The 25,729-nt window shown below is 63.2% G+C and carries 21 protein-coding genes and 1 pseudogene; 16 read left to right on the forward strand and 6 right to left on the reverse strand.

What is annotated here, in order from left to right; translation table 11 throughout:
* Nucleotides 1-56 precede the first annotated feature (56 nt).
* On the reverse strand, nucleotides 57-593 hold the full coding sequence (locus tag Y887_RS06185) for a PadR family transcriptional regulator (protein ID WP_104611782.1): 537 nt from the start codon (nucleotides 591-593) through the stop codon (nucleotides 57-59).
* A 194-nt stretch (nucleotides 594-787) separates the two neighbouring features.
* On the opposite strand from Y887_RS06185, the gene mdcA reads away from it, so the two are divergent.
* From mdcA to Y887_RS21420, 10 genes are all read left to right on the forward strand, one after another.
* Nucleotides 788-2,434 (forward strand): malonate decarboxylase subunit alpha, encoded by a 1,647-nt coding sequence (gene mdcA, locus Y887_RS06190; RefSeq protein ID WP_046963507.1) that lies wholly within the window; start codon nucleotides 788-790, stop codon nucleotides 2,432-2,434.
* 9 nt (nucleotides 2,435-2,443) lie between these two features.
* Entirely contained in the window at nucleotides 2,444-2,761 is a 318-nt protein-coding gene (mdcC, locus tag Y887_RS06195; protein ID WP_046963508.1) for a malonate decarboxylase acyl carrier protein, read from the forward strand.
* A gap of 392 nt (nucleotides 2,762-3,153) precedes the next feature.
* Nucleotides 3,154-4,056, forward strand: coding sequence for a biotin-independent malonate decarboxylase subunit beta (locus Y887_RS06200; protein ID WP_181113032.1), 903 nt, complete (start codon nucleotides 3,154-3,156; stop codon nucleotides 4,054-4,056).
* A complete protein-coding gene (gene mdcE / locus Y887_RS06205) occupies nucleotides 4,047-4,751 on the forward strand; it encodes a biotin-independent malonate decarboxylase subunit gamma (RefSeq protein WP_046963510.1) in 705 nt (234 codons plus the stop codon). The genes Y887_RS06200 and mdcE overlap by 10 nt, the downstream gene beginning before the upstream one ends.
* A 2-nt stretch (nucleotides 4,752-4,753) precedes the next feature.
* Entirely contained in the window at nucleotides 4,754-5,395 is a 642-nt protein-coding gene (gene mdcG, locus Y887_RS06210) for a malonate decarboxylase holo-[acyl-carrier-protein] synthase (RefSeq protein WP_046963511.1), read from the forward strand.
* Nucleotides 5,392-6,261: a triphosphoribosyl-dephospho-CoA synthase MdcB gene (gene mdcB, locus Y887_RS06215; RefSeq protein WP_046963512.1), complete on the forward strand. Its 870-nt coding sequence runs from the start codon at nucleotides 5,392-5,394 to the stop codon at nucleotides 6,259-6,261. Before mdcG ends, mdcB begins: the two co-directional genes overlap by 4 nt.
* A gap of 169 nt (nucleotides 6,262-6,430) precedes the next feature.
* Nucleotides 6,431-7,351 carry a malonate decarboxylase subunit epsilon gene (gene mdcH, locus Y887_RS06220; RefSeq protein WP_046963526.1) on the forward strand — a complete coding sequence of 307 codons (921 nt, stop codon included), beginning with the start codon at nucleotides 6,431-6,433 and terminating at the stop codon, nucleotides 7,349-7,351.
* Between the two features lie 87 nt (nucleotides 7,352-7,438).
* Nucleotides 7,439-8,794, forward strand: a complete 1,356-nt coding sequence (locus Y887_RS06225; RefSeq protein ID WP_046963513.1) for an SLC13 family permease — start codon at nucleotides 7,439-7,441, stop codon at nucleotides 8,792-8,794.
* 79 nt (nucleotides 8,795-8,873) lie between these two features.
* Nucleotides 8,874-9,593: a GntR family transcriptional regulator gene (locus tag Y887_RS06230; protein ID WP_046963514.1), complete on the forward strand. Its 720-nt coding sequence runs from the start codon at nucleotides 8,874-8,876 to the stop codon at nucleotides 9,591-9,593.
* A gap of 1,114 nt (nucleotides 9,594-10,707) precedes the next feature.
* On the forward strand, nucleotides 10,708-10,842 hold the full coding sequence (locus tag Y887_RS21420; protein ID WP_281256848.1) for a hypothetical protein: 135 nt from the start codon (nucleotides 10,708-10,710) through the stop codon (nucleotides 10,840-10,842).
* A 165-nt stretch (nucleotides 10,843-11,007) separates the two neighbouring features.
* On the opposite strand, the gene Y887_RS06235 is transcribed toward Y887_RS21420, so the two are convergent.
* The 4 genes from Y887_RS06235 to Y887_RS06250 form a co-directional block, all read right to left on the reverse strand.
* Nucleotides 11,008-11,631 (reverse strand): HAD hydrolase-like protein, encoded by a 624-nt coding sequence (locus tag Y887_RS06235; RefSeq protein ID WP_046963515.1) that lies wholly within the window; start codon nucleotides 11,629-11,631, stop codon nucleotides 11,008-11,010.
* A gap of 94 nt (nucleotides 11,632-11,725) precedes the next feature.
* A complete protein-coding gene (locus Y887_RS06240; RefSeq protein ID WP_046963516.1) occupies nucleotides 11,726-12,145 on the reverse strand; it encodes an STAS domain-containing protein in 420 nt (139 codons plus the stop codon).
* Nucleotides 12,142-12,573 carry an ATP-binding protein gene (locus Y887_RS06245; protein WP_046963517.1) on the reverse strand — a complete coding sequence of 144 codons (432 nt, stop codon included), beginning with the start codon at nucleotides 12,571-12,573 and terminating at the stop codon, nucleotides 12,142-12,144. The genes Y887_RS06240 and Y887_RS06245 overlap by 4 nt, the downstream gene beginning before the upstream one ends.
* On the reverse strand, nucleotides 12,570-14,522 hold the full coding sequence (locus tag Y887_RS06250; protein WP_342749417.1) for a SpoIIE family protein phosphatase: 1,953 nt from the start codon (nucleotides 14,520-14,522) through the stop codon (nucleotides 12,570-12,572). The genes Y887_RS06245 and Y887_RS06250 overlap by 4 nt, the downstream gene beginning before the upstream one ends.
* A 303-nt stretch (nucleotides 14,523-14,825) precedes the next feature.
* Here Y887_RS06250 and Y887_RS06255 point away from each other — a divergent pair, with 303 nt between their 5' ends.
* The 6 genes and pseudogenes from Y887_RS06255 (at nucleotide 14,826) to Y887_RS20140 (ending at nucleotide 24,304) form a co-directional block, all read left to right on the forward strand.
* Nucleotides 14,826-15,425 (forward strand): hypothetical protein, encoded by a 600-nt coding sequence (locus Y887_RS06255; protein ID WP_046963528.1) that lies wholly within the window; start codon nucleotides 14,826-14,828, stop codon nucleotides 15,423-15,425.
* Nucleotides 15,422-16,747, forward strand: coding sequence for an XVIPCD domain-containing protein (locus tag Y887_RS06260; protein WP_046963518.1), 1,326 nt, complete (start codon nucleotides 15,422-15,424; stop codon nucleotides 16,745-16,747). The genes Y887_RS06255 and Y887_RS06260 overlap by 4 nt, the downstream gene beginning before the upstream one ends.
* A gap of 217 nt (nucleotides 16,748-16,964) precedes the next feature.
* Nucleotides 16,965-17,099: pseudogene (locus Y887_RS21530) on the forward strand (DUF4194 domain-containing protein); the annotation flags it as partial.
* Nucleotides 17,100-17,529: 430 nt separating this feature from the next.
* Nucleotides 17,530-18,534, forward strand: a complete 1,005-nt coding sequence (locus Y887_RS06270) for a glycosyl hydrolase 53 family protein (RefSeq protein ID WP_046963529.1) — start codon at nucleotides 17,530-17,532, stop codon at nucleotides 18,532-18,534.
* Nucleotides 18,535-19,021: 487 nt separating this feature from the next.
* The gene (gene aceE, locus Y887_RS06275; RefSeq protein ID WP_046963520.1) at nucleotides 19,022-21,709 is read left to right on the forward strand and encodes a pyruvate dehydrogenase (acetyl-transferring), homodimeric type; all 2,688 of its coding nucleotides are present in this window, start codon (nucleotides 19,022-19,024) and stop codon (nucleotides 21,707-21,709) included.
* A gap of 123 nt (nucleotides 21,710-21,832) precedes the next feature.
* Nucleotides 21,833-24,304: a P-loop NTPase family protein gene (locus Y887_RS20140; RefSeq protein WP_127167662.1), complete on the forward strand. Its 2,472-nt coding sequence runs from the start codon at nucleotides 21,833-21,835 to the stop codon at nucleotides 24,302-24,304.
* 289 nt (nucleotides 24,305-24,593) lie between these two features.
* Here the strand turns inward: Y887_RS20140 and Y887_RS06280 are convergent, their stop codons facing one another.
* On the reverse strand, nucleotides 24,594-25,409 hold the full coding sequence (locus tag Y887_RS06280) for a DUF6216 family protein (RefSeq protein WP_052764942.1): 816 nt from the start codon (nucleotides 25,407-25,409) through the stop codon (nucleotides 24,594-24,596).
* Nucleotides 25,410-25,729: the final 320 nt, after the last annotated feature.

Consider the following 25,729-nt stretch of genomic DNA (forward strand, 5'->3'; position numbering starts at 1 on the left):
GTGATGTTTGCGACACGGCACCCAGTGGCGATCGACTGGCGTCGATGCTTCAACACTCAGCGTGCGTCCTGCTCCATGCCGTCGGCGGCGGCGTTGAGCAGTGCGGCAATCCGTTCGGTTTCTGCTTCGCTCCATTGGCCGTGGCGTGCGAACAGACCGTGCTTGATGCGGTGAATCGCCTCGCGGATGGGTGCGGGCGTCTGCGCCTTGATCAGCTCGCGCGCGCGGCGATGGGTGCGCGCCAGTGCCGCATCCAGGGCGTCGCGCTGATCGGCAGCATGGCTGCGGCCGGTGTCGGTGATCCGATACCGCTTGCGGCCCTGCTCCAGATCGGTCTGCACCCAGCCATCGGCTTCCAGCTGCGCCAGCGCCGGATAGATCGCGCCGGCGCTGGGGGTGTACAGCCCTTTGAACAGCGCCGCGATCTGCCGCATCAGCTCGTAGCCGTGGCATGGGTGCTGCTCGATCAAGGCCAGCAGCAGCAGGCGCAGATCGCCATGCCCCAGCGGACGGAGACGCGCGCCGCCGCGCCCTGAGGCAGTGCCCTGCGACGCATCCAGATCGGCCAAGGCCTTGTGATGACGGGGTGTCATTTTCATTCGATATATCGAAGCATACAGAAACGATATATCGAAGCACCGGCGACCGCAAGCGCCAAGCTGTCGCATTACTGACCGGCCGGCGTCACGTCCTGCACCGATGCTGCAACGCGTCTAGACACGGCGCGATCTCATAATTACCATGTAATTACTCTGACATTACGGGCTCGGCCCGGTGAGGCATCGCGATGAGTCGACAGTGGGACACCCAGGCCGAAAGCCGGCGCAAGCGCCTGCAGCGTGCCGCCTCGCTGGCGCCGCAGGGCCGCGTGGTGGCCGCCAACGATGTGGTGGCGCTGCTGGAGGCGGTGATCGAACCCGGCGACCGGGTGTGCCTGGAGGGCAACAACCAGAAGCAGGCCGACTTCCTGGCGCGCTGCCTGACCGAGGTGGACCCTGCGCGCGTGCATGACCTGCACATGGTGCAGTCGGTGCTGTCGCTGGCCGCGCATCTGGATGTGTTCGAGCGCGGCATCGCCAAACGCCTGGATTTTTCGTTCTCAGGTCCGCAGGCCGCACGTCTGGCCGGCCTGGTCAGCGAAGGCCGCATCGAGATCGGTGCCATCCACACCTATCTGGAATTGTTCGGCCGCTACTTCATCGACCTGACCCCGCGCGTCGCGCTGATCACCGCACAGGCGGCCGACCGCCACGGCAATCTCTATACCGGCCCCAATACCGAAGACACGCCGGTGATCGTGGAGGCCACCGCGTTCAAGGGCGGCATCGTGATCGCGCAGGTCAACGAAATCCTCGACACCTTGCCGCGCGTGGATATTCCGGCCGATTGGGTGGACTTCGTGACACAAGCGCCCAAGCCCAATTACATCGAACCCCTGTTTACCCGCGACCCGGCGCTGATCTCGGAGATCCAGGTGCTGATGGCGATGATGGCGATCAAGGGCATCTACGCCGAGTACGGCGTGGACCGGCTCAATCACGGCATCGGCTTCGACACCGCAGCGATCGAGTTGCTGTTACCCACCTATGCGCAATCGCTGGGGTTGAAGGGCAAGATCTGCCGCCATTGGGCGCTGAATCCGCATCCGGCGCTGATCCCGGCGATCGAATCGGGCTTCGTCGAATCGGTGCATTCGTTCGGCTCCGAGCTGGGCATGGAAAACTACATCGCTGCGCGCCCGGACGTGTTCTTTACCGGCGCCGACGGCAGCATGCGGTCCAACCGCGCGCTATCGCAGACGGCCGGTCTGTATGCCTGCGACATGTTCATCGGCTCTACGCTGCAGATCGATCTACAGGGCAACAGCTCCACTGCCACGCGCGACCGCATCGCCGGCTTCGGCGGCGCGCCCAACATGGGCTCGGATGCGCGCGGCCGCCGGCACGCCAGCGATGCCTGGCTCAAGGCCGGACGCGAAGCCGCACGGCCGGGCGAGATGCCGCGCGGGCGCAAGCTGGTGGTACAGATGGTGGAAACCTTCCGCGAACACATGGCGCCGGCCTTCGTCGACAGGCTCGATGCCTGGGAGCTGGCCGAGCGCGCCAACATGCCGCTGCCGCCGGTGATGATCTACGGCGATGACGTCAGCCACGTGTTGACCGAAGAAGGCATCGCCAACCTGTTGTTGTGCCGCACACCGGAAGAACGCGAGCAGGCGATTCGCGGTGTATCCGGCTATACCGCCGTGGGCCTGGGGCGCGACAAACGCATGGTCGAAAACCTGCGCGATCGCGGCGTCATCAAGCGGCCGGAAGATCTGGGCATTCGTCCGCGCGATGCCACCCGCGATCTGCTGGCCGCGCGCACGGTCAAGGATCTGGTGCGCTGGTCCGGTGGGTTGTACGACCCGCCGAAACGTTTCCGCAATTGGTAAGGGCTCAGCATGGAAACCCTGCGATATCGCTTTGACGGCCAGCACGGTGCGCGCACCGGTCTGGAGCATGCGCTGGTCGGCGTGGTCGCCTCCGGCAACCTGGAAGTGCTGGTCGAGCGGGTGCCGCTCGACGGTGCGATGGAGATCGAAATCCTGACCGCCGCACGCGGCTTCGGCACGATCTGGCAAGCGGTGCTGGGCGACTTCGCCGCGCGCCATCCGCTGCGCGATGTGCGCATCAGCATCAACGATGTCGGCGCGACGCCGGCAGTGGTGAGCCTGCGTCTGGAGCAGGCCATCGACGTGCTGCAGGGAGATGTCGCATGAGCCGACCCCATCACCGCGTAGGAGCGCACCCGGGCGCGACGGGTTTTCTCGGTAACGCTGCAATCGCGCCCAGTTGCGCTTCTACGCATGTCATCGGGAGATTTGCATGAGCACCACCATTCCAGTGGCCGAGCGCAGCTACGACGAGCCCGTAGGAGCGCACCCGGGCGCGACGGGCGTTCGCGGTAACGCTGCAATCGCGCCCAGGTGCGCTCCTGCGCATGTCATCGGGAGGTTTGCATGAGCACCACCATTCCCATGGCCGAGCGCAGCTACGACGAGCCCGTAGGAGCACACCCGGGCGCGACGGGTTTTCTCGGTAACGCTGCAATCGCGCCCAGTTGCGCTCCTGCGCATGTCATCGGGAGATTCGCATGAGCACCACCATTCCCATGGCCGAGCGCAGCTATTACGAAGCCGATGCCCGCGAGCGTATCGACGGGCTGCTGGACGCCGGCAGCTTTCGCGAATTCGTCGGCCCGCGTCGGCGCCTGGTCAGCCCGCATCTGGCACAGCTCGACGTGCCGGGCGCCTTCGACGACGGCATCGTGGTGGGCGAGGGCAGCTTGCGTGGCCGCACGGTGCTGATCGCTGCGCAGCAGGGCGCCTTCATGGGCGGCGGCGTCGGTGAAGTGCATGGCGCCAAGCTCACCGGCCTGCTCGAACGCGCGGCAGCCACGCAGCCGGCAGCGGTGCTGTTGCTGCTCGACACCGGCGGCGTGCGTCTGCATGAAGCCAATGCCGGCCTGATCGCGATTTCCGAAGTCATGCGCGCCACATTGGGCGCACGCGCGGCCGGCGTGCCGGTGCTGGCACTGATCGGTAGCGGCAATGGCGCGTTCGGCGGCATGGGCATCGTGGCGCGCTGCTGCAGCGCGGTGATCATGTCCGAAGAAGGCCGCCTGTCGCTGTCCGGCCCGGACGTGATCGAAACCGTGCGCGGCGTGGAAGAGTTCGACGCCCGCGATCGCGCCCTGGTCTGGCGCGTGACCGGTGGCAAACACCGTTATCTGCTGGGCGAGGCGCAGGTGTTCGTGGCCGACCGCATCGCGGCGTTTGCCGATGCAGCGGCCAGCACGCTGGACACACTTGCAGAACCCGATGGCGATGCAGCGCTGCAAGCCCTGGAGCACGCCCATCAGCAACTGTCTGCGCGCATCGAGGCGTATGGCGATTGCCGCGACGGCCTGGACATCTGGGCGCGCCAGGGCATCGCCGATCCGCAGCGGTTGCCGCTGCTGGACACGGACGCCTTCCTGGCGGCCACTGCAGACCGGAGCACACCATGGAACTGAGCCAACTGCTCGACCAGCTGTTTCCGCTCGGTCACGCCATCGCGCGCAACGACGATGTGCTCACCGGCAGCGCCACCACCGCCGCGGGCGAGGTCACGGTGATCGGCACCGCCAACAAGCTGGAAGTGGGCGTGGACCACGCGCTGGCCCTGGCCGCCACCGTGTTGGCCAGTACCCGTGCGCATCCGCAGCGGCCGATCGTGATGCTGGCCGATACCGCCGGGCAACGCCTGGCACGTCGCGATGAATTGCTGGGCATCAACGGCTATTTTGCGCATCTGGCACGTGCGCTGGAGCTGGCACGTGGACGCGGCGCGTGCCTGGTCACGCTGGTGTACGGCGAATCGGTCAGCGGCGGATTTCTCTCGTTCGGGCTGATGGCCGACCACATCCACGCACTGCCGGATGCGCAGGTGCGCGTGATGGATCTGCGTGCGATGTCCCGTGTCACCAAGCAATCGGTCGACACCTTGCAGGCGCTGAGCAAGAGCTCGCCGGTGTTTGCGCCCGGTGTGGAGAACTACGTGCGCATGGGTGCGGTGGAGTCGCTCTGGGACGGCGATCTGGCACAGGCGCTGCTGGACGCATTGGCCGCTCCCGTCGATGGCGACCAGCGGCGCGCACTGGGCGCGCAGCGCGGCGGCCGCACCCTGGCGCGCGATGTCGCCGCCGCCGTGGCAGCGGGCGAGGCCTGAGCATGGCGCCGCGCCACGCCCTGGTGTGGTTGCGCGACCAGGCGCAGTGGCAGGCGCACACGCCTGGCGCGCAGCCGCGTTTGCAGCGCTGGTTTGCCGCCGGCCTGCCGGCGGTGGTGGCCCGTGGCGACGGCAGCCAGGCGCCGGGCAACCTGCGCCTGGGCGTGCCGTTGCCGCCCGGCGAAGGCAAGCAGCGCCTGGCGTTGCATGCCAGCGGTGAGGAGATCGCACGCTGCAGCCCGCCGTTGTCGCTGGATGCGGTGATCGCCCACGCACCCGGCGCGCTGCAGCCCGCGTTGCAGGCCTTGCACGCGCACGCGCAGGCCGATGCACTGCATCCGCGCGTGTTCGGCAGTTTTGCGTGGCAAGCGTTGACGGGGCTGACCTACGTGCATGCGCAATCGGATCTGGATCTGTTGTGGTCCATCGCGACGCCCGGGCAGGCACAAACAGTGGTCGCATTGTTGCAACGCTGGGAACACCGCCATGGCGTGCGCGCCGATGGCGAGTTGCTGCTCCCCGGCGACATCGCAGTGAACTGGCGCGAGTACGCCGGCGACGCGCAGCAGGTGCTGGTGAAATCCGACAACGGCTGCCGCTTGTTGGCGCGGACTGCGTTGTTTGCAGTGAGGAACGCGGCATGAGCGCACACGCACACCACGTGCGTCATGTCGACGTGCCTGTAGCGCCGCGCGGCGTTGCGCACCGGCTCGGCCGGCTTGCCGTCGGCGCGCTGCACGCGGAGCTGGCCTGCGCGCCCAAGCCCGGGCTGGTGACGCCATTCGATAGCGGCAGCCATACCGACATGGATGCCTCCACCTTCCTGCGCAGCCTGTTCGCCTTGCGTGGCTATTTTGTCGCCATCGCGCAGGCCGGCAGCGACAACGCCCCCTTCGCGCGGCTGCGCGAGCTGGGCATCGCGGCCGAGGCGGCGATGCTGCGCGCCACCGGCGGCATCAATACCCACCGTGGTGCGATCTTCAGCCTTGGCCTGCTCACCGCACAGGCCGCACGCCTGCGCGTGGCGCACGGCCACCGGCCATCTGCCGAGGCGGTGTGCAACGGTGTGCAGGTGTGGAGCGCGGCGGTGTGCGCGGCGCCGCTGGATTCGCGCAGCAATGGCCAGCGCGCGCGTGCGCAGTACCAGGTTGGCGGCGTTCGCGAGCAGGCCGCGGCCGGCTACCCGCTACTGCGCGAGATCGCGCTGCCGAGTCTGCGCGCTGCGTTGCACAGTGGCGCCACCCAGGACGCTGCGCTTACGCAGACCTTGATGCAACTGGTCGCGCACGTCGACGACCTCAATCTGCTGCATCGTGGCGGCGCAGCTGGTCTGGCGTTCGCCAAGGCGCAGGCGCACAGCTTTCTCGCTGACGGCGGCATTGCGCAACCGGGCTGGCGCGACCGGCTGTCGTCGATCGGCAGACACTTCGTGGCACGCCGGCTCAGCCCCGGCGGCAGTGCGGACCTGCTGGCGTGTGCGTGGTTCCTGCATCGTCAGGAGACCGTATGAGCAGGCGCCTGCCCGTCGCCGCCGCAAAAGCACGCTGGTGCACGCAGCGCTTCGCGTTATGTCGTACGGACGCCATCGCTCGCCTGCACCACGCCCCGGGCAATAGTCCCTGCAGCACACCTGCGTCTGGCCGCCGCGGTCGTGTGACGGCGTACGCGTGGCGCACACCATGAGCCTGGCCATCCTCTGCCCAGGTCAGGGCGGCCAACATGCCGACATGTTCGCGCGCGTCGGCGATGCGCCTGCCGCCGCTGCGGTGCTCGCGACAGCAACGCAGGTACTTGGCGTCGCTCCGCAAGCACTTGCCGCAGATCCTGGCCGCTACGCCAATGCCGTCGCCCAGCCGCTGGTGTGCGCGGGCACCCTGGCGCAGTGGCAGGTGCTGCGCGCGCATCTGCCGACACCGCTGCTGGTGCTGGGTTACAGCGTCGGCGAGCTGGCTGCGCACGCCGTGGCCGGCAGCATCGATATCCCGACCTGCCTGCAGCTCGCGGCCACCCGCGCGCGTGCGATGGATGCGGCCAGCCCCGAGGATGCCGGGTTGATCGCCGTGAGCGGTCTGTCGCTGCCCCCGCTGGAGTCCCTGTGCAAGACGCATGGTGCAGCCGTGGCCATCATCAACGGCGACGACCACGCCGTGCTCGGCGGGCCGCGTACTGTATTGCAGGCGCTGGGCGATGACGCGCATGCGCGCGGCGCACGCGTCACCGTGCTGCCGGTCAGCGTGCCTGCGCATACGCCATGGCTACGCGCGGCGGCCGATGCCTTCGCCACGGCGTTGAACACGGCGGTGATCCGCGCGCCCACGCTACGCGTCCTGGCCGGCATCGACGCACGCGCCGTCGTCACGCCGGCGCAGGTGATCGACAGCCTGGCTGCACAGATCGCACAGACCGTGCGCTGGCACGACGTGCTGGTGCAGGCCGCCGAACGCGGTGCGCGCGTGTTTCTCGAACTCGGCCCCGGCAGCGCGCTGGCGCGCATGGCACGCGAGATCCTGCCGGACTGCCAGGCGCGGTCGGTCGACGATTTCCATAGCAGCCAAGGCGTGGTGGAGTGGGTGAATGCCGCATGCGAACGCGCGGCATGACCACCAGGCAGGTGTCGTACACGGCGTGACCCTTGGGTGGCGGGTGGCCATCCGTGCTGTACGCGTATCAGGTGTCTGGGAGGGCGCATGACCCCGCAAATTGCAACGATTCTTGGCTTGGTGATCATGTTCATCGTGGCCACCGCATTGCCCATCAACATGGGCGCGGTGGCCTTCGCGCTGGCGTTCATCGTCGGTGGCGTGTGGGTGGGGCTGGATGGCAAGGAAGTGCTGGCCGGCTTTCCCGGCGACCTGTTCCTGACCCTGGTCGGCATTACCTATCTGTTCGCCATCGCGCAGAAGAACGGCACGATCGATCTGTTGGTGCATTGGGCGGTGCGCGCGGTGCGCGGGCACATCGTGGCGATCCCGTGGGTGATGTTCGTCATCACCGGCCTGCTCACCGCCTTCGGTGCGCTGGGGCCGGCGGCCGTGGCCATCATCGGCCCGTTGGCGTTGCGCTTTGCCAAGCAGTACCGCATCAATCCGCTGATGATGGGCTTGCTGGTGATCCATGGCGCGCAGGGCGGCGGCTTTTCGCCGATCAGCGTGTACGGCGGCATCACCAACAAGGTGGTCGAAAAAGCCGGGCTGGACGTTACCGAGATGGCGGTGTTTCTCACCAGCCTGGGCTTCAATCTGATGATGGCGATCATCTGCTTCTGCGCCTTCGGTGGGCTCAAGCTGATACGGCGGCAGGAAGTGTCGCTGGCCGATGCGCAGTACGTGCCGGTCAGTGGCGATCAGGCATCGCAGCGTCGCTTTGCCATCGAAGGCCACGGCGCGCTGGTGGCGGCCGGCGGCGGCACCTTGTCCACCGACCCGCTGGCGCTGGAGGCGGTGTCCATCACCCGCGATCGGGTGATCACGCTGATCGGCCTGCTGGGGCTGGGCGTGGCGGCGCTGGTCTACAACCTCAACGTCGGCCTGGTGTCGATCACCGTGGCCGTGGCGCTGGCCTTGATCTCGCCCAATGCGCAGAAGGGCGCGGTAGATGGGATCAGCTGGTCCACGGTGCTGCTGATCAGCGGCGTGGTCACCTATGTGGCGGTGCTGGAAAAGGCCGGCGCGGTGGACTACATCGGCACCGGCGTGTCGCATATCGGAATGCCGCTGTTGGGCGCGTTGCTGGTGTGCTACGTGGGCGGCATCGTGTCCGCGTTCGCCTCGTCTGCGGCAGTGCTGGGCGCCACCATTCCGCTGGCCGTGCCGTTCCTGATGCAGGGCCAGCTGGGTGCGGCCGGGGTGATCTGCGCGCTTGCGGTGTCGTCCACCATCGTCGATGTCAGCCCGTTTTCCACCAATGGCGCGCTGGTGGTGGCCTCGGCGGCCAAGGAAGAGCGCGATGGGCTGTTCCGTCGGTTTCTGGTCTACAGCGGGCTGGTGGTGCTGTTGGGGCCGCTGGCGGCGTGGCTGCTGTTCGTGGTGCCGGGTTGGCTGTGAGATTGCCGCCGGTGGGCAGGGTCGGCGGGCGCGCCCGTAGAATGGGCGCCCCCGATCCGCTGCCGACGACCTGCCCGCCATGACCCTCGCCCCTGATTCGCGCAACGCCAAGAAGCGCGTACCGCTGTACGAGGAAGTGGCCGAGCGCCTGCGCCAGAAGATCTACGACTACGCGCTGCCGCCGGGCGAATGGATCGACGAGCCGGCGCTGGCCGAAGAACTCGGCATCAGCCGCACGCCCCTGCGCGAAAGTCTCAAGCTGCTCGCGGCCGAAGGCCTGGTGCAACTGGATGCCGGCCGCGGCAGCCGGGTCACGCGGCTGACACTGGAAGACCTCAACCAGTTGTTCCCGGTGATGGCGATGCTGGAAGGCCGCTGCGCGCATGACGCGGTCAAGCGTCTGGATGCGGCCGGCGTGCAGCGTCTGGAAGAGCTGCATGCGGCGATGGAGGCGGCTGCCGCTTCCGGCGATCTGGCCGAGTATTACCGCAACAACTATCTGATCCACGAGACCGTGCAGCAGTACGCCGGCAATCCGTGGTTGATCCGGGTGACCCACGATCTGCATCGCATCTTGAAGATGCACCGTGGCCGGCAGTTGCTGACGCCGGGGCGGATGGCGCAGTCGTTGGCCGAGCACCGGCAGTTGATGGACTGCGTGCGACGCGGCGATGCAGAAGGGGCGGAGCGGACGATGCATGGGCATCTGTTGAGCCAGGGCCAGGCGCTGGCGGCCTACGTGGCAGCGGGCGGGATGTTGAACGTGCCGGCGCCATTGCCGCGGTCGGGCGGGGTATAGAGATTCGCGCGTAGTGTCCGGGGGCGTGCAGCGCACGTCGCAGTGTTCGATCGTTTGCCTCCGTGCCACGCGCGGCACGGCGCTCAAGCTCGTCGAGTGCATTTCCTTCTCCCTCCGGGAGAAGGTGCCCGAACGGCGGATGAGGGTACGGTCACCAGGGATTTCCAGCAGGTGCACCTGTAGACCATGCACGAATTTGAAGCATGGCTTTCAGGCGTTAGCGCTCAAGCCACAGCGCTCAAGCCACAGCGCTCAAGCCACAGCAAAGTCAAAGGCTTCCGCGCCCTTCGGACACGGGTGACTTTTGTCTTGGCAAAAGTCACCAAAACCGCTGTCGCCTGACGCAATCCGGCGCATACAGCCGCGCCGGTGCCCTGCGCTCCTCGTCACGCGCGGCACGGCGCCCAAACGCGCTGCATGCTTTTCCTTCTCCCTCCGGGAGAAGGTGCCCGAAGGGCGGATGAGGGTACGGTGACCAGGGATTTTCGGCAGGTGCACCTGTAGACCATGCACGAATTTGAAGCATGGCTTTCAGGCGTCAGCGCTTAAGCCACAGCGCTTAAGCCACAGCGCTTAAGCCACAGCAAAGTCAAAGGCTTCCGCGCCCTTCGGGCACGCGTGACTTTTGTCTTGGCAAAAGTCACCAAAACCGCTGTCGCCTGACGCAATCCGGCGCGATACAGCTGCGCCGGTGCCCTGCGCTCCTCGCCACGCGCGGCACGGCGCCCAAACGCGCTGCATGCTTTTCCTTCTCCCTCCGGGAGAAGGTGCCCGAAGGGCGGATGAGGGTACGGTTACCAGGGATTTCCAGCAGGTGCACCTGTAGACCATGCACGAATTTGAAGCATGGCTTTCAGGCGTCAGCGCTTAAGCCACAGCGCTTAAGCCACAGCAAAGTCAAAGGCTTCCGCGCCCTTCGGGCACGGGTGACTTTTGTCTTGGCAAAAGTCACCAAAACCGCTGTCGCCTGACGCAATCCGGCGCGATACAGCTGCGCCGGTGCCCTGCGCTCCTCGCCACGCGCGGCACGGCGCCCAAACGCGCTTCGCTCAAACAAGGGCGCCTCTTCGGCCACGCGTGACTGCGGTGCTCGGCTTGCTTTAAGGCGACTTGGGTGAAGCAAGAACAACGGCAAGAACAACAGCAACAGCAACAGCAACGGCAACGGCAACGGCAACGGCAACGGCAACGGCAAGAACAATGGCAAGAACAATGGCAAGAACAATGGCAAGAACAATGGCAGGACTGAAGACAGCATCTGCTCACTACGCGAACACCAACATCAGCGAGCGCCAGGGCGGGGCCAAGAAGGGGATGCCAGTGTGCCGATCACCGGCCGCTGCCGAGTGCAAACCCTTGCCTATGTCTCCGTCGTCAAAAGCAGGTGCCCAAGCGCGACTGCGCGTAGCCGTTGCTAGCGCATGCCCAGTGCCAGCAGCTCGTCCACGCGTTCGATCAGCGAGGTTGCGGCCAGGCCGGCAAAGACCTCCGGATGTGCATAGCCCCAGGCGACGGCGGCAAACGGCAGGCCGAGCCGTTGGGCCGCTTCCCAGTCGGCGACCTGGTCGCCGACGTAGACCGCCTGCGCCGGGGTGTGTGAGGTCGCACGCAAGACGCGTCGTAGCGCCCGCTGTTTGCCCAGCAGGTGCGCGCCGCCCTCGATGACGGCGAACTTCGTGCTCAGGTCCTCGCCCAGGGCGCGTTGTACGTTGTCCACCGAATTGGACGACACCACCGCCAGGCGCGTGCCACCGGCGTGCAGCGCGCTCACGGTTTGCGCAATGCCGGGAAACAGCGCCGCCGGTGGCGCAGAGCGCATCAGGCGGATGAAGTCGGCCGCCACCAGCGGCACCCGCCAGGTGGGCAATCCCGATTGTTTGAGCAGCTCGCGCGTGGTCAGCCGGCGCGCGGCGTCCACTTCATGGGCTTGTGCTGCGCGGAACCCATGCCGCGCGGCCAGTGCGCGCTGCGTGCTCAGAAAGAAACCGAACGAATCGGCCAGGGTGCCGTCGAAATCGAAAATGATCAGGGCAGGCATTGCGACGCAGCGAGCACGGCGTCATAGCCTAACCGGGCCCGCACACACGCCGCACGCACACACGTCCCCACGTGTGCGCGCAGGCGATGCGGCTTCAGGCTTCGGCGAAATGCGACACGATGGGCGCATCGCTGTGCGCGCTCTGTTCGATGACCTTGCGCTGCATCGCCGCCAGATAGGCGTCCAGCTCTTCGGTGGAGGCGAACACATCGCTCAGCGGCACCGCCTTGACCATGTCGAAGACCTTGCGGATCTGCGGCTGCGGGTTGGCCACCAGCACCTTGCCGTGACGCGTGGCCAGCGCCTTGCGCGCCTTGAAGATGCAGCGGATGCCGGCGCTGGAGATGTATTCCAGCGCGGTCAGGTCCAGCACCAGCGTGGTGATCAAGGTGCCCAGCAACGGCGACAGCGCCGCGTCCAGGTCCTGATAGGTATGGGTGTCCAGGCGTCCGGTCAGGATGACGCGTTGGCGGGTGTCTTGCGGCGGGTCGATCTGGATGGCGAGCGTGGTCATGACAAAGCCTCGGGGACAGGGGCGTACGGGTGCAGCAGGGTGACGCGCACGATGTTGTATGCACCATCGCGGCGGTAGTCGATGTGATCGGCGAACTGATGCACCAGAAACAAGCCTAAACCGCCGATCTGGCGATCGTCGAGCTCGCTTGTCACATCGGGCATTGGCGCAGCGCACGGGTCGAACGCAGTGCCGGGGTCGTGCATCTCCAGTACCAGCGCCTGCGGGTCCAGTTGCAGCTGCAAGCGCAGCGGCTGTTCGGCGCATTGCCCGTGAGTGAGGGCATTGCAGCCCAGCTCTTCCACGATCAGCCGGATCTGGCCGATACGTTCGGCATGCAGGCCCTCGCGGGTGAGCGAGTCTTCCAGCGCGTCGTTGGCGCCGGCCAGCTGGGCCAGCGACGGTGCAATGGCCAGATCGAACTTCATGGGCGGGTTGCCTTTCCGGGAACGTCCCGGCCGGTCTCTGCGACCCGTCCAGCATGCTCCTGACGCAGCCGGATCGCCAGCAGGGTGATGTCGTCGTACGGCTCGGCGTTGCCGGTAAAGCGCGCGATGTTGGCAATCACTGCCTTGCATTGCGCCGCCGCACTGCGGCGCGGGTGCAGCGTGGCCAGCAGCCGCTCCAGCCCGTAGCTGGCGCCGTGCTCGTCCATCGCCTCGGTCACCCCGTCGGTATACCCCAACAAGGTCTGCCCGGCGGTCATCCGGCCCTGCAGCACCGGGAAGGAGGTCTGCGGTTCGATCCCCAGCGGTGGGCCGGTTTCCAGCGGCAGGGTATGTGCCTTGCCGTCGATATCGATCAGCAACGGCGGCTCGTGCCCGGCGCTGGCCAGCCAGTAGTCGCCGCTCACCACATTGATCAGTCCGCACAGCACGGTGGCGAACATGCAGGTGTCGTTGTTCTCGGCCAGTCGCGTGGAGGCGGCGATCAGGATGCCGTCAGGGCGCGTGTGCCGGCGCGCGGCGATTTCCAGCACGCTGACCGCGCGCGCCATGAACAGCGCCGCCGGCACGCCCTTGTCGGACACATCGCCGACCACGAACCACAGCAGCCCCGGCTCGGTTTCGACGAAGTGGTAGAAGTCGCCGCCCACCGCCTTGGCCGGCTCTAGCCAGGCGCAGGTTTCCAGATGCGAACTCGCACGGTCGAAGGTGCGCCCGGACGGCAGCATCGCCTGCTGGATCTCGCGCGCAATCTGCAGCTCGCTGTGCATGCGTTCGCGCGCGGCGGTCATCTCGCCGATCTCGGCGATATGGTGACGGATCGCATCGCGTGCGCTGTCGAACGCGCGCGCCATCACTCCCACTTCGTCGTTGCGCTCGATGTGCCGTAACGGGTACTCGAATTCGCCACGACGAAAGTGCTCGGCGGTGTCGGTCAGTTCCTCGATCGGCCGCGTCAACTTGCGCGTGATCCGCACCATCAGCCACCACCAGACGGCCGCACCCACCAATGCGGCCGCAGACACCCATGCGGCCAGCCAGTTCAGGCCAGACAACACGTAGCCTTCCGAGGCCGACAGCACGAACGTCCAGCCGCTGTGCCCGACTGCCGCGCTATGGGTCAGAAAACGCTCGCCGTCGGGCGCAGTGTGGGAGAACGAGATCGGCTGGCCGGCCGCCATCGCACGCTGCAACGGCGCCAGATCCGGTCGCGAACGCGCCACATAGCGATCGAGCGTGGTGTGCAGATCCAGCGCCGGATCCGGGCTGAACACCAGCATGCCCTCCGGCGACAGCAGCATCGGCCGGATACCGATATCGCGCGGCAACTGGTCGATGATCTCGCGCAGATGCCGCAACGGCAGATCCGCACTCACCATGCCCACCGGCGACGCATCCGGCGCATCGCCCGGCCGCCGCAGCGGCAGGTTGTAACTGGTGTACAGCTCGTTGCCGCCATTGGTGTTGAGGTACGGCTCGGACCACCACGCGCGGCCTTCGCGCTGGGTGCGCAGGTACCACGGCATCGCGCGGTAGTCGTAGCCCAGGTCCTGCACCGATTTCTCCAGCACGCGCGTGCCGTCGCGATGCACGTACCAGACAAACCCCGTGTCGCCGGCTTTTTGCGTCCGTGGTTCGATGATCAGCCGCGCTGCACCGATGTCCGGGTCGCCACTGAGCGTGGCCAGCAACAACGCGCGCAAGTTGAACGGCTGCAACCCCACCGCACCACTGCTGGCCGCCAGCGTGCGCCCGCTCACCTGCACCGAATCCAGCATCGCCGCCAGGCTGCGCGCGGTCTGCTCGGTCAATCCGTCCACTTCCACGCGCGCCGCTTCCACCAACTCAGCGCGCGCGCCCAGGTAGAACACCGTGCCCAGCACGCTCAGCAACACCACCAGCACCGCGGTGGCGGCGAGCAATACGCGCATGCGCAGGCTATGCCGCCAGTGCACGCGCGCAATGACAGCCACGCTGTCGGCGGGCGATGTGAGAACCGTGGCGATAACACGCTCCCCTGGCGGATAGCGCTGATCATCGCAGTTTTCCTGCCGGCGACAACTGCCCGATGCCCGCTCACGGCGGCCTCATCCTCAGCTGCCGTAAATTGACCCGTCCGGCTCGAGCCAACTAGATTGAGCCCCCTATCGCCATGGAGGCCGGCCTTGCGCCTGATTCTCACACCGAGCCTGCTGGCCCTACTGCTTACGGCCTGTAACGCCCCGGAGACCAGCATGACCCAGACCCTTTCCCCCGCAACCGAGGCCACTGCAGAAGCCGACGTCGAGGCCGGTGGCCGCGGCCTTGCCAAGCTGAATCCCAACCCGCGCAAGGCATACGCGCTGACGGTCACGTTGGACAAGGCGCCAGGCAGCTTTGCGGCAGTGAATGGGTATGCACAGTACGACGTCAGCAACGACAGCGAATGCGGCCAGATTCATCCGCAGACAGGCGTCGGGCAGCGCATCACGAGCAGTGAGCCGGTCGTGCTGAAAAAAGTATCCGAGCAAGAATATCAAGGAGTCATCCACCTCGATCTCATGCTGGATGAGGATTACTACGGGCGAGGGCAGTGTCATTGGGAAATGACGGGGGCACGTGTTTCTCTGAAGGCCAGTGGAAAAAAAGAGGAAACCGCATTTTTACCGTTTATCGAGACCAAGGATGTCATCGCCGGCAAACCCGTCACTCTGTATTTCTGGAAGGGTGGCTATCCCAAGGAAGATATCGAGGACTACGCCGACAACGGTTTGCCCTCGGCGTCGGAATTCAAGCCTGAGCTGCGCGATGAATTGTTCTCGGTCACTCTTGTCGCCAAAGAGGTTTCGCCGTGAAGCCTACCTCGCAGCAATACGCCATTCTTTCCAACGAGGGCTACGTCGATCACAAGGTCGGTAAGCGTGGCCCTGGTGACCGTGAGCGAGTGGATGTTGGCGGCGAGAGTTACGAAATTCTGGAGCACGTCAACAATCGAAAGACGGGCTATCAGGGAACGATCTATCAACGTGTTGGCGGCGGAGATATCGTCGTCGCTCACCGGGGCACCGAGGAAATCCTGCGTGACGCGGTGCAGGCAGACGGTTCCATGGTGTTTCAGCGCATCAACCCGCAAGCCGATGATGCGATAGCCCTGACAAAAAGTGCACTTGGCTATGCGGCCAAGCAGGAGCAGCGTACTGGGCACGCTCCTGAGGTCACGGTGACTGGTCACTCGCTGGGCGGAGCGCTTGCGCAGGTCAGCGCGCACCACTTCGATCTGAAAGGGGAAACCTTCAACGCTTACGGCGCAGCGAGCCTGGCGTATCGCATTCCAGAGGGTGGCACCAGCGTGGTTAACCATGTCATGGCCGCCGATCCTGTAAGCGCAGCATCTCCGCATTTCGGAGAGGTGCGCGTTTATGCCAGGCCCAACGAGATCGCAACGCTGAGTGCCTTGGGCTACAGCAACAGCAAGGTGAATTTCCTGATTCCCGATTCACCTGTGGCCTCTGCTGTCAATTCGTTGGGTTCGCACACCATCAAAAACTTTCTGGATGAGCGTTCTCCGCTTAATGACCCGCAAGCGCGTCAACTTGCAGATCAAAATAAGAGAATGATCAACGAGTACAGATCTGATCTGGACGAGATCCGGACGGGGATCACCTTGTTGAGCCGGGGGCCGAAGGGCCTGGGCCAGGACGCCATCGACGCCATCCGCGGCCCGCTCGCCCCGGGCGAGCCGGCCAGGCGCGACGCGCGCGAGCACGGCAACGACCATACCTCGCTGCGTATCGATCAGCCCGGGCACCTGGGCAACCCCTTGTTCCAGGATGCGCAGCGCGGTGTGCATGCGCAGGACGCACGCGCCGGGCGCACATCCGACCAGCAGAGCGCGCAGTTGTCCGGCTCGCTTGCCTCGGAGATGCACGCCGCCGGCGGCCAGCGCATCGATGCGGTGATGATGAGTCAGGATGCCGCTCGCACGTTCGCCGTGCAGGGCCGCGTGGACGACCCGGCGCAACTGCGTGTGAGCGTGGACACCATGACCGCCATGAACACGCCACTCGAACAGAGCAGCCAGCGCGTGGCCGACAATGCCGCACGGCAGTCGGTGGCATTGGAACAGCAGCAGACCCAGACCCAGCAGCAACAGCAGGGCGCCCGCGCGCTGGGCTGAGTGCGCTCATGCAGGCGTGCCGTCATGGCGCCCGGTGGCTCGGCTGCCATCCGTTACGCGGCGCCGCCTCCATCTGCCAAGCGCCTCCATCGCAGGGTGCACACACAACGCCGGCTTGCCCGGCGTTGTGTCGTTCGGTCGCCGACGCGCCTGCGGCGAGGGCGTGCCGCGTGCGCCGAACGGGCAGGGCATCGGGCAGCCGGAGTGCCCCGATGCCCGCCAGGCGGGTACCGCCGAACTGGAATCGCCCACGGTGCTGCGCGGCGCGCCGCTGACGTTTATCCAGTTGGTGCGGCTGTTCCAGCATCGGCAGTCCGCCCAAGCCGATGCGCGCGGTCAGCGTGCGGCGGTGATTTGCACTTCCGGCAGCGCGCCCGACTGCCGCGATGCCCGTAGCACGTTGCCGCGTCGCATCGGGCCGGGTCCCGGTGCTGTCGCAGCGATCTGGTCATGCGTGTCGCTGCCGCGACTGCGCGCGTGGAGCAGAGGCTTTGCGCAATACCGCGCCGGTTTCCTGCTGCACCCGCACAACACTGTGCTGTCGCACACCAACGTCAGGTCGCTGGCGCAGGCTTTTTCCGCCGCGAGATATGCCGCATTCGCCCAGCACCTATAGCGAGCGCGACCGCGTTGCGCAGCCGTGCTGGAATCGCCCCCGTTTCGCGGCGTGCCTGGCCGTCGCAAGCATCGCCCGCATCGCCACGCATCACGCGGCGGATTCGGGAGGGGATCAGGCAGGGCGCCATCTGGCGCGACATCCATCGATCAAGGGAGAGGGTTTCATGCGCATTTTTCGTACCGGGTACAGCCGTTTGCTGCTGGTGCTGTTGCTGGGGCTTGTCAGTGCCGGTGCCGGCGCGCAAGGCATCGCCAAGGGCGCCGACGTCAGCTGGCTCAATCAGCAGGCAGCCAACAATCCGCCGCAGCTGTTTCACGATGCCTCGAACAAGACCACCGACTTCATCAAGCTGTTCAAGGACGTCGGCGGCAACGCCATTCGCCTGCGCGTGTGGGTCAACCCGTCCGGCGGCTGGAACGACGGCCGCGACACCCTGGACAAGGCCAAGCGCGCCGCCGCCCAGGGCATGCGCATCATGATCGACTTCCATTACAGCGATACCTGGGCAGACCCTGACGATCAGCACCGTCCGGCGGCCTGGGCCGGCCACTCCGTGGCCCAGCTCAACACCGACGTGTACAGCCATACCCAGGGCATCCTCAAGTACCTCAAGGACAACGGCATCACCGTCAGCTGGGTGCAGGTGGGCAACGAGATCAACGCCGGCATGTTCTGCGACAAGTGCACGCAGCCGGTGAACTTCGCCAACGTGGCGCAGTTCATCAACAGCGGCTACAACGCCACCAAGGCGGTGTACCCCAACGCCAAGGTCATCGTGCATCTGGCCAACGGCTACGACAACGCCAACTTCCGCTGGTTCTTCGACAGCCTGCGCTCGGCTGGCGGCAAGTGGGACGTCATCGGCATGTCGCATTACCCAAAGGCCAGCAGCTGGCAGCAGACCAACGGGCAGCTGGACACCAACATGCGCGACATGATCTCCCGCTACGGCAGCGACGTAATCGTGGCCGAGGTCGGCATGGACTGGCAGCAGGCCGCCACCACCCGCGCCATGCTCACCAACCTGCTCAGCCGCAGCAACGCGATCGGCTCGCGCGTCCTCGGCGTGTTCTATTGGGAACCCAACGCCTACCCGGGCTGGCAGGGCTACACCATGGGCGCAGTCAACAACAACGGCCAACTGACCGAAGCGTTGCAGGCGTTCTGACCGACGCGCGTCCAATCGTTCGGCTTTCGTCCGTTCGTCCCGCCCTCTCTCGGTGCGGGATCAAAGCCCCTCTCCCTCGGGCGAGAAGGCATGGCTTGCGCGCCACTGGCGCGCGTGACTTGGAGCGCCCGCGGCGCAAGCGCGGGCCGGGGCGCGGAGCGGGTGGTGAGGGTACGAGGCGAAGCCCTCGTGTTGATTACAACTGCACGAGGCTTCGCCCGTACCCTCATCCGCCCCTGCGGGGCACCTTCTCCCGATGGGAGAAGGGCGCATGCGGCGGCTCTGGCGCGTGGCGGCCCTCATCCTTTGGTCGTACACCGGTCGCGCCCGCGTGTGTAGCACCCGCCATCGCTCCGCCCATGCACACACCGTCCCATTCCATACGCCACCGTAGCGAGGAATGGCAACAGGTGCGTGCGGTACACTTGCGGGTTCACGAATTCACGATGTCGACACACCCGCGGGGTGTGTCCCCCCGGGAGCGCTAATGAACTGGTTGAACGAAGTGCTGCACAACGATCCGAACCCGCTTGAGACGCAGGAGTGGCTCGAATCGATCAAGGCCGTCATCGACGTCGAAGGCCCGGAGCGCGCCCATCAGCTGCTGGAAGGCATGGTCGAACAGACCCGCCGCGCCGGCGCTTACCTGCCGTTCTCGCCCACCACCGAGTACGTCAACACCATCGCACCGGCCAACGAGGCCAAGAACCCCGGCGACTCCGCGCTGGAGTGGAAGATCCGCTCGATCATCCGCTGGAACGCCATGGCCACCGTCGTGCGGGCCAACCGCAAGCCGGGCGACCTGGGCGGCCACATCGCCTCGTTCGCCTCCAGCGCCACGCTGTACGACGTGGGCTTCAACCACTTCTGGCGTGCGCCCTCGGACACCCATCCGGGCGACCTGCTGTTCGTCCAGGGCCACAGCGCCCCGGGCATCTACGCCCGCGCCTTCCTGGAAGGCCGCATCAGCCAGGCGCAGCTGGACAACTTCCGCATGGAAGTGGACGGCCAGGGCATCTCGTCCTACCCGCACCCGTGGCTGATGCCCGAGTTCTGGCAGACCCCCACCGTGTCGATGGGCCTGGGCCCGCTGGCCGCCATCTACCAGGCGCAGTTCATGCGCTACCTGGAAAACCGCGGCCTGATCGAGAAGTCCGACCGCAAGGTGTGGTGCTTCATCGGCGACGGCGAGAGCGACGAGCCGGAAACCCTCGGCGCGATTGCGCTGGCCGGCCGCGAAGGCCTGGACAACCTGATCTTCGTGGTCAACTGCAACCTGCAGCGCCTGGACGGCCCGGTGCGCGGCAACGGCAAGATCATCCAGGAACTGGAAGGCGTGTTCCGTGGCGGCGGCTGGAACGTCATCAAGCTGCTGTGGGGCGGTTACTGGGATGCCCTGCTGGCCAAGGACACCGACGGCGTCCTCAAGAAGCTGATGATGGAAACCGTCGACGGCGAATACCAGAACTGCAAGGCCTTCGGCGGCGCCTACACCCGCGAAAATTTCTTCGGCAAGTACCCGGAGACCGCGGCCATGGTCGCCGGCCTGTCCGACGACGACATCTGGCGCCTGAACCGTGGCGGCCACGACCCGCACAAGGTGTACGCCGCCTACCACCAGGCCGTGAACACCAAGGGCATGCCCACCGTGATCCTGGCCAAGACGGTCAAGGGCTACGGCATGGGCTCGGCCGGTGAGGCGCTCAACCCCACCCACCAGACCAAGAAGCTGGACGACGCGGCGGTCAAGCACTTCCGCGACCGCTTCAACATTCCGGTGACCGACGCCCAGCTGGAAGACGGCCAGGTGCCGTTCTACCACCCCGGCGAAGATTCCCCGGAGGTGCAGTACCTGAAAGAACGCCGCAACGTGCTGGGCGGCTTCCTGCCCTCGCGCCGTCCCAAGGCCAGCAAGTCGTTCGTGGCGCCCACGCTCGACAAGTTCGAGCGCCTGCTCAAGGACAGCGGCGAGCGCAGCTATTCCACCACCATGTCCTTCGTGCAGAGCCTCAACATCGCCCTGCGCGACAAGGAACTGGGCCCGCGCATCGTGCCGATCGTGGCCGATGAGGCGCGCACCTTCGGTATGGAAGGCATGTTCCGCCAGATCGGCATCTATGCCCCGTTCGGCCAGAAGTACAAGCCGGTCGATGCCGACCAGCTGATGTACTACCGCGAAGACCAGACCGGCCAGGTGCTGCAGCAGGGCATCAGCGAGCCGGGCGCCATCGCCTCGTGGATGGCCGCCGGCACCAGCTACTCGGTGTCCGACGTGCCGATGCTGCCGTTCTACATCTACTACTCCATGTTCGGCTTCCAGCGCGTGGGCGACATCGCCTGGCAGGCAGCGGACATGCGCACGCGTGGCTTCCTGCTCGGTGGTACTGCCGGCCGCACCACGCTCAACGGCGAAGGCCTGCAGCACGAAGATGGCTTCAGCCAGGTCATTGCCGGCTCCATCCCGAACGTGCGTAGCTACGACCCGACCTTCGGCTTCGAAGTCACCGTCATCATGCAGCACGGCATGAAGGCGATGATGGAAGACCAGATCGACGAGTACTACTACATCACCCTGATGAACGAGAACTACGCCCACCCCGGCATGCCGGACGGCGCAGCCGAGGGCATCATCAAGGGCATGTACCTGCTCAAGGACGCCGGCAAGCCCAAGAAGGGCGAGCTGCGCGTGCAGCTGCTGGGCAGCGGCACCATCCTGCGCGAGGCCATTGCCGCGGCCGAGCTGCTGGACAAGGACTTCGGCGTCACCGCCGACATCTGGTCCTGCCCCAGCCTCAACGAAGTGCGCCGCGACGGCTACGCCGTGGAACGCTGGAACCGACTGCACCCGGAGGCCGAACAGCGCAAGCCCTACGTCACCCAGCTGCTGGAAGGCCGCCAGGGCCCGGCCATCGCCGCAACGGACTACGTGCGCGCCTTCGCCGACCAGATCCGCGCCTTTGTGCCGATGACCTACACCGTGCTCGGCACGGATGGGTTCGGTCGTTCGGATACGCGTGCCAACCTGCGTCGCTTCTTCGAGGTCGACCGTTACTACATCGCACACGCGGCAATTGCCGCGCTGGCGAAGGATGGCAAGATGACCGGCAAGGATGTGGCCCGGGCGATCAAGCAGTACAAGATCGATCCTGAGAAGGCCAATCCGGTTGGGGTTTGAGTAGTTTAGGAACTGACTGATAAGAAAGGGCGGCCATTGGCCGCCCTTTTTTCGATAAGTGCAGCCACCTACCATTGCGAGTTTAGTTGGCTAATATGAACTAATTGAGTGAGAGGATGCAGGATGTCAATCGAATATAGTGTTGGCTTGGATAATTTGAAGAAGCTCGTTGCGGAATACTCACCACTTGGTGACCTTTCAAATGAAGCCCAAACCCGATTTTCATTCATTGATTTGTTCCTGCGGAATTGCCTTGGATGGGACGTCGTAGAAACAAAGGTCGAAGTTGCGCAGTCGGGAGAGCGTACCGACTACGAATGTGGTGCTCCCCGATCGCTAATTGTTGAGGCCAAGCGATCATCGGATCAGTTTAAATTTCCGCCAAGAGGCCCAAAATCAGGCGTGCGAGTGCGTCTTGACTCACTCTGTGCATTCTCTAAAGAAGTTGGAGATGCTGTCCTCCAGGCGCAAAAGTACTGCCAGTCAAGAGGTGTCGAGCTTGCGGTGGTAAGTAACGCGTCTCAGCTAATAATATTCATGGCGACACGCAACGACGGTCTTTCTCCGCTTTCCGGTGATGCGCTGGTTTTTGACGGCTACGACGAAATCGTAAGGAACTTCGTTATGGTCTTCGACACTATCTCACGTCCAGGAGTCACCGAGCAGCGATATAGGCCGATTCTCAGTGGGAAAAGTTCTGCTGTCACGCCACCTAAACTCTCCTCATTATGCATTCAATATCACGACTATTCCTATTCAAGTGATTTCCAAGAAACACTGCGCAATGCGGCGTCGCTTGTAATCGAGGATTTAGGTAGGTCTGATGGTGTAGAGACAGAGTTTCTGCGAGAGTGTTATTGCGAAAGTGGTCCTATTTCTCAATACTCGATGCTTGGTAAGAGTATCGTTGCAGCCCGATACGCTGCACTATTTCCTTCTGGTGTTACTGGAAGCAAGCTGGAGCAGGTAAATCCTAGGAATTCGCGTAAAGGAGAGTTTAGCGAGAAGGTCTTGGCTGAAGCCCTTGCTCGCCGCCCCCTAGTTCTGCTAGGTGATGTAGGTGTAGGAAAAACGTCATTTCTGAAGCACCTAATGAAAGTGAGTGCAAGCGATGTCTTTAAAAAGGTAATAAGCATCTACTTTGACCTGGGTTCGGAAGGTGCGCTAGTTAAAGAAACTAAAGATGCACTTCTTGAACAAGTGGAAGTTACGCTTCGAGAGGATCTTGGTGTCAATAAGATGGACGCGAAGATGCTTGAAAGCATATATAAAGCTGAGTTGAATGAATTTGATACCGGGATAATGTCTCAACTTCGAGATATTAATGAGTCCTCCTTTCAAGAACAGCGGCTCACACTATTGATGGGCTTGGCATCTAGGCGCGAAAGTCACTTGAAGAGGGTTTTAGCTTTTGTCGCAAAATCGCGTACTGCTCAGATCGTATTTGTGATCGACAATGCTGATCAGCGGAGTACGTCGGTACAGACCGATGCTTTTGTTATCGCACAGGAGCTTAGCGCGCATTGGTCTTCGGTTGTGTTCATCGCTCTACGGCCTCAGACATTTCATGCTTCGAAGAGAAGTGGTGCTGTCTCTGCATATCCGTCTAAGGTGTTCGTTATTCCACCACCAAAGCTGGAAGATGCTATTGAAAAGCGTCTTGTTTTTGCTAAGAAAATGGCGGAGGGTCGTCTTCCAATTCAATCGATTGGAGGGGTCTCGCTTCACTTGGAGTCACTATCTATCTTGATAGATGTCCTTAGAAATTCGATGTCAAGAAACAAAGATATAATGGAGTTTATTGTTAATGTATCTTCCGGAAATATAAGAATTGCAGTGGAGCTTGTCGCTAGGTTTTTTGGAAACCCGAATGTCCAGTCTGAGAGGATTGTTGGAAAGGTTATGGATGGGGATGGGTATATAATTCCAGTCCACGAATTTGCAAAAACTGCTCTACTTGGTGATTATTCCCACTTCCAAGAATCGGCGTCGCTGGCTTCTAATGTTTTCGATGTCACGACTGCTGATATATACGAACATTTCCTGTCGCTGTTGATCTTGTCTTATCTTTCTTGGGATCACGTAATTTCAGGGGCGGCCGATGGCTTTGTAAAGATGTCTGCTGTTATTGAAGAAATGCAGGATCGCGGGTTTACAAGTGGTCAGATCACGAATCATCTCATCCGGCTTAATAGAAAAAAGCTGATTGAATCAGTTGAAAGAAAGACTCTTGAATTAGATGGAGACATTCAGCGAGAAGGTCTGCCGGAAGCATTCAGAATAACTACGCTCGGCGCCTATGTCAGTAAGAAATGGGTAGGGGATTTTTCGTTTTTGGAAGCTATGTCATTTGATACGCCAATATTTGATGCAGACGTCAGGGCTGAGCTGACCAAGGTTGTTAACGACGATAGGCTTGGTGCTCGCTATGTACGTGCAAGCGGATTTAGGGATTATTTGACCGATGTTTGGGTAAAGAAAAACACTCAGCCGCCATATTTTGATTGGCGTCAGCTTGTCTCTGTTGGTGCTGATTCCTTTAATCGCGTTCTTCGACGGTTGGCAGAACTGGGTTACGTTGGAAAGTCGGAGTAATAACGGGGTCAGGTTCTTAGGTATCCCCACGTTTTTACGGCACCAGCGTCATCTGCTCGCGTACTGCGTCGGGCAATGTGCGCAAGCTTTCTAGCCAACGTGAGACAGGTTCCAACGGCTAATAACGGGGTCAGGTTCCTAGGTATCCCCACATTTTTACGGCACCAGCGTAACGGTAACGGGGTCAGGTTGGACCATCCCCGATTTCTCGGACAGGTTAATTAAGGAACAAATAACGGGGTCAGGTTAACTTATCAGTTGATGGCGCTCGGCTTGCGTGGCCGATATCTCAAGCTTCGGCCTTTTCTGTTTCTGCCTTGCCTAGGATTTTTTTCAACTCAATCTGCGCAAGCCACTGACGTATTGTGCCAAAGATCATAAGCGCATACCAGGTCAGCATACCTAAGGCCATCAGAAAAACGCGGCGCTGCTTGGGGATTTCCTGGGCTAAATATTTATCGAATGAGTTATCTGCCCAGATATCGCACAGCGTCCTGGGGTCGGTCGATTTAAACCCCGGTGGGCTGACCGGTTTTTGGCTGGATGAGCATTGGTCTTTTACGAAATTTTCCTTTTTCCCGAAGATCGGGCGGACTTTCCTGGCTTCGGTGCTTGTCAACCATAATGATGTTTCGCTGCCCTTCAATGTAATTAGCAGATCGTCGGTTGAAGCCACAGCCGCTGAGATGATCATTCCAATGATTAGGAGAAATAGGACAATTGAAGCCCCGGCTGGCCATGCCCAATGGGGAATTCTTTTGGGAACGATTTCTAGCTTTTTTAGATCGAATGCCCATCCCGCTCTGCCTATCAAGCTAATGGGTATATTTCTTTTCTCGGAGAAAGCTGCGAGGTTTTGAGCGTCCAAAAGCGTTTGTGACCGCACACCATGGGTCATACGAAAGCTAACCAGTGCAGCCTGGTCCGCCAAGTTCTTCTTGATCACCGGATCTTCAATCTCGTCCCTGGCAATGAAGAAACGCAGGAGCCTAGCGTTGACAGGATGAAAAGATTCAGCCCGCCAGCAGGTGATAGCTGCGGCAACGATGATGCCGGTGATTGATCCTAAAGCAACTTTATTGGTGAGAAAGTCAAACCAATCCATTGATGCTTCTCCTAAAGAAGTTAGCTCGCACTAAGCCGCTCAGGCGATATCGGCCAATTGGGCGAAAATTTTAGCCATATCATCGCAAGTAACGGAGGCAGGTTAACTTATCAGTCGACGGCGTTCGGTTTGCGTGGCCGATGAGCGGGCCTGACGCCGGCAAAGCGGTGGGTCTTGGCTTTGGAATAACGGGGTCAGGTTCACTATCAATCGACGACGCTCGGCTTGCGTGGCCGATGCGCGGGCCTGACGCCCGCAAAAGCGGCGGGTCTTGGCTTCGACCATCGCGCGGGAAATCTAAGTGTCAGCCTCCCGTAAAA

Source organism: Xanthomonas pisi DSM 18956 (assembly GCF_001010415.1).
Lineage (GTDB): Bacteria > Pseudomonadota > Gammaproteobacteria > Xanthomonadales > Xanthomonadaceae > Xanthomonas > Xanthomonas pisi.

Coding starts and splice junctions, on each gene's coding strand:
- Y887_RS06185 (WP_104611782.1), bottom strand. CDS start 593: ATGACACCCCGTCATCACAAGGCCTTGGCCGATCTGGATGCGTCGCAG.
- mdcA (WP_046963507.1), top strand. CDS start 788: ATGAGTCGACAGTGGGACACCCAGGCCGAAAGCCGGCGCAAGCGCCTG.
- mdcC (WP_046963508.1), top strand. CDS start 2,444: ATGGAAACCCTGCGATATCGCTTTGACGGCCAGCACGGTGCGCGCACC.
- Y887_RS06200 (WP_181113032.1), top strand. CDS start 3,154: ATGGCCGAGCGCAGCTATTACGAAGCCGATGCCCGCGAGCGTATCGAC.
- mdcE (WP_046963510.1), top strand. CDS start 4,047: ATGGAACTGAGCCAACTGCTCGACCAGCTGTTTCCGCTCGGTCACGCC.
- mdcG (WP_046963511.1), top strand. CDS start 4,754: ATGGCGCCGCGCCACGCCCTGGTGTGGTTGCGCGACCAGGCGCAGTGG.
- mdcB (WP_046963512.1), top strand. CDS start 5,392: ATGAGCGCACACGCACACCACGTGCGTCATGTCGACGTGCCTGTAGCG.
- mdcH (WP_046963526.1), top strand. CDS start 6,431: ATGAGCCTGGCCATCCTCTGCCCAGGTCAGGGCGGCCAACATGCCGAC.
- Y887_RS06225 (WP_046963513.1), top strand. CDS start 7,439: ATGACCCCGCAAATTGCAACGATTCTTGGCTTGGTGATCATGTTCATC.
- Y887_RS06230 (WP_046963514.1), top strand. CDS start 8,874: ATGACCCTCGCCCCTGATTCGCGCAACGCCAAGAAGCGCGTACCGCTG.
- Y887_RS06235 (WP_046963515.1), bottom strand. CDS start 11,631: ATGCCTGCCCTGATCATTTTCGATTTCGACGGCACCCTGGCCGATTCG.
- Y887_RS06240 (WP_046963516.1), bottom strand. CDS start 12,145: ATGACCACGCTCGCCATCCAGATCGACCCGCCGCAAGACACCCGCCAA.
- Y887_RS06245 (WP_046963517.1), bottom strand. CDS start 12,573: ATGAAGTTCGATCTGGCCATTGCACCGTCGCTGGCCCAGCTGGCCGGC.
- Y887_RS06250 (WP_342749417.1), bottom strand. CDS start 14,522: ATGCGCGTATTGCTCGCCGCCACCGCGGTGCTGGTGGTGTTGCTGAGC.
- Y887_RS06255 (WP_046963528.1), top strand. CDS start 14,826: ATGACCCAGACCCTTTCCCCCGCAACCGAGGCCACTGCAGAAGCCGAC.
- Y887_RS06270 (WP_046963529.1), top strand. CDS start 17,530: ATGCGCATTTTTCGTACCGGGTACAGCCGTTTGCTGCTGGTGCTGTTG.
- aceE (WP_046963520.1), top strand. CDS start 19,022: ATGAACTGGTTGAACGAAGTGCTGCACAACGATCCGAACCCGCTTGAG.
- Y887_RS20140 (WP_127167662.1), top strand. CDS start 21,833: ATGTCAATCGAATATAGTGTTGGCTTGGATAATTTGAAGAAGCTCGTT.
- Y887_RS06280 (WP_052764942.1), bottom strand. CDS start 25,409: ATGGATTGGTTTGACTTTCTCACCAATAAAGTTGCTTTAGGATCAATC.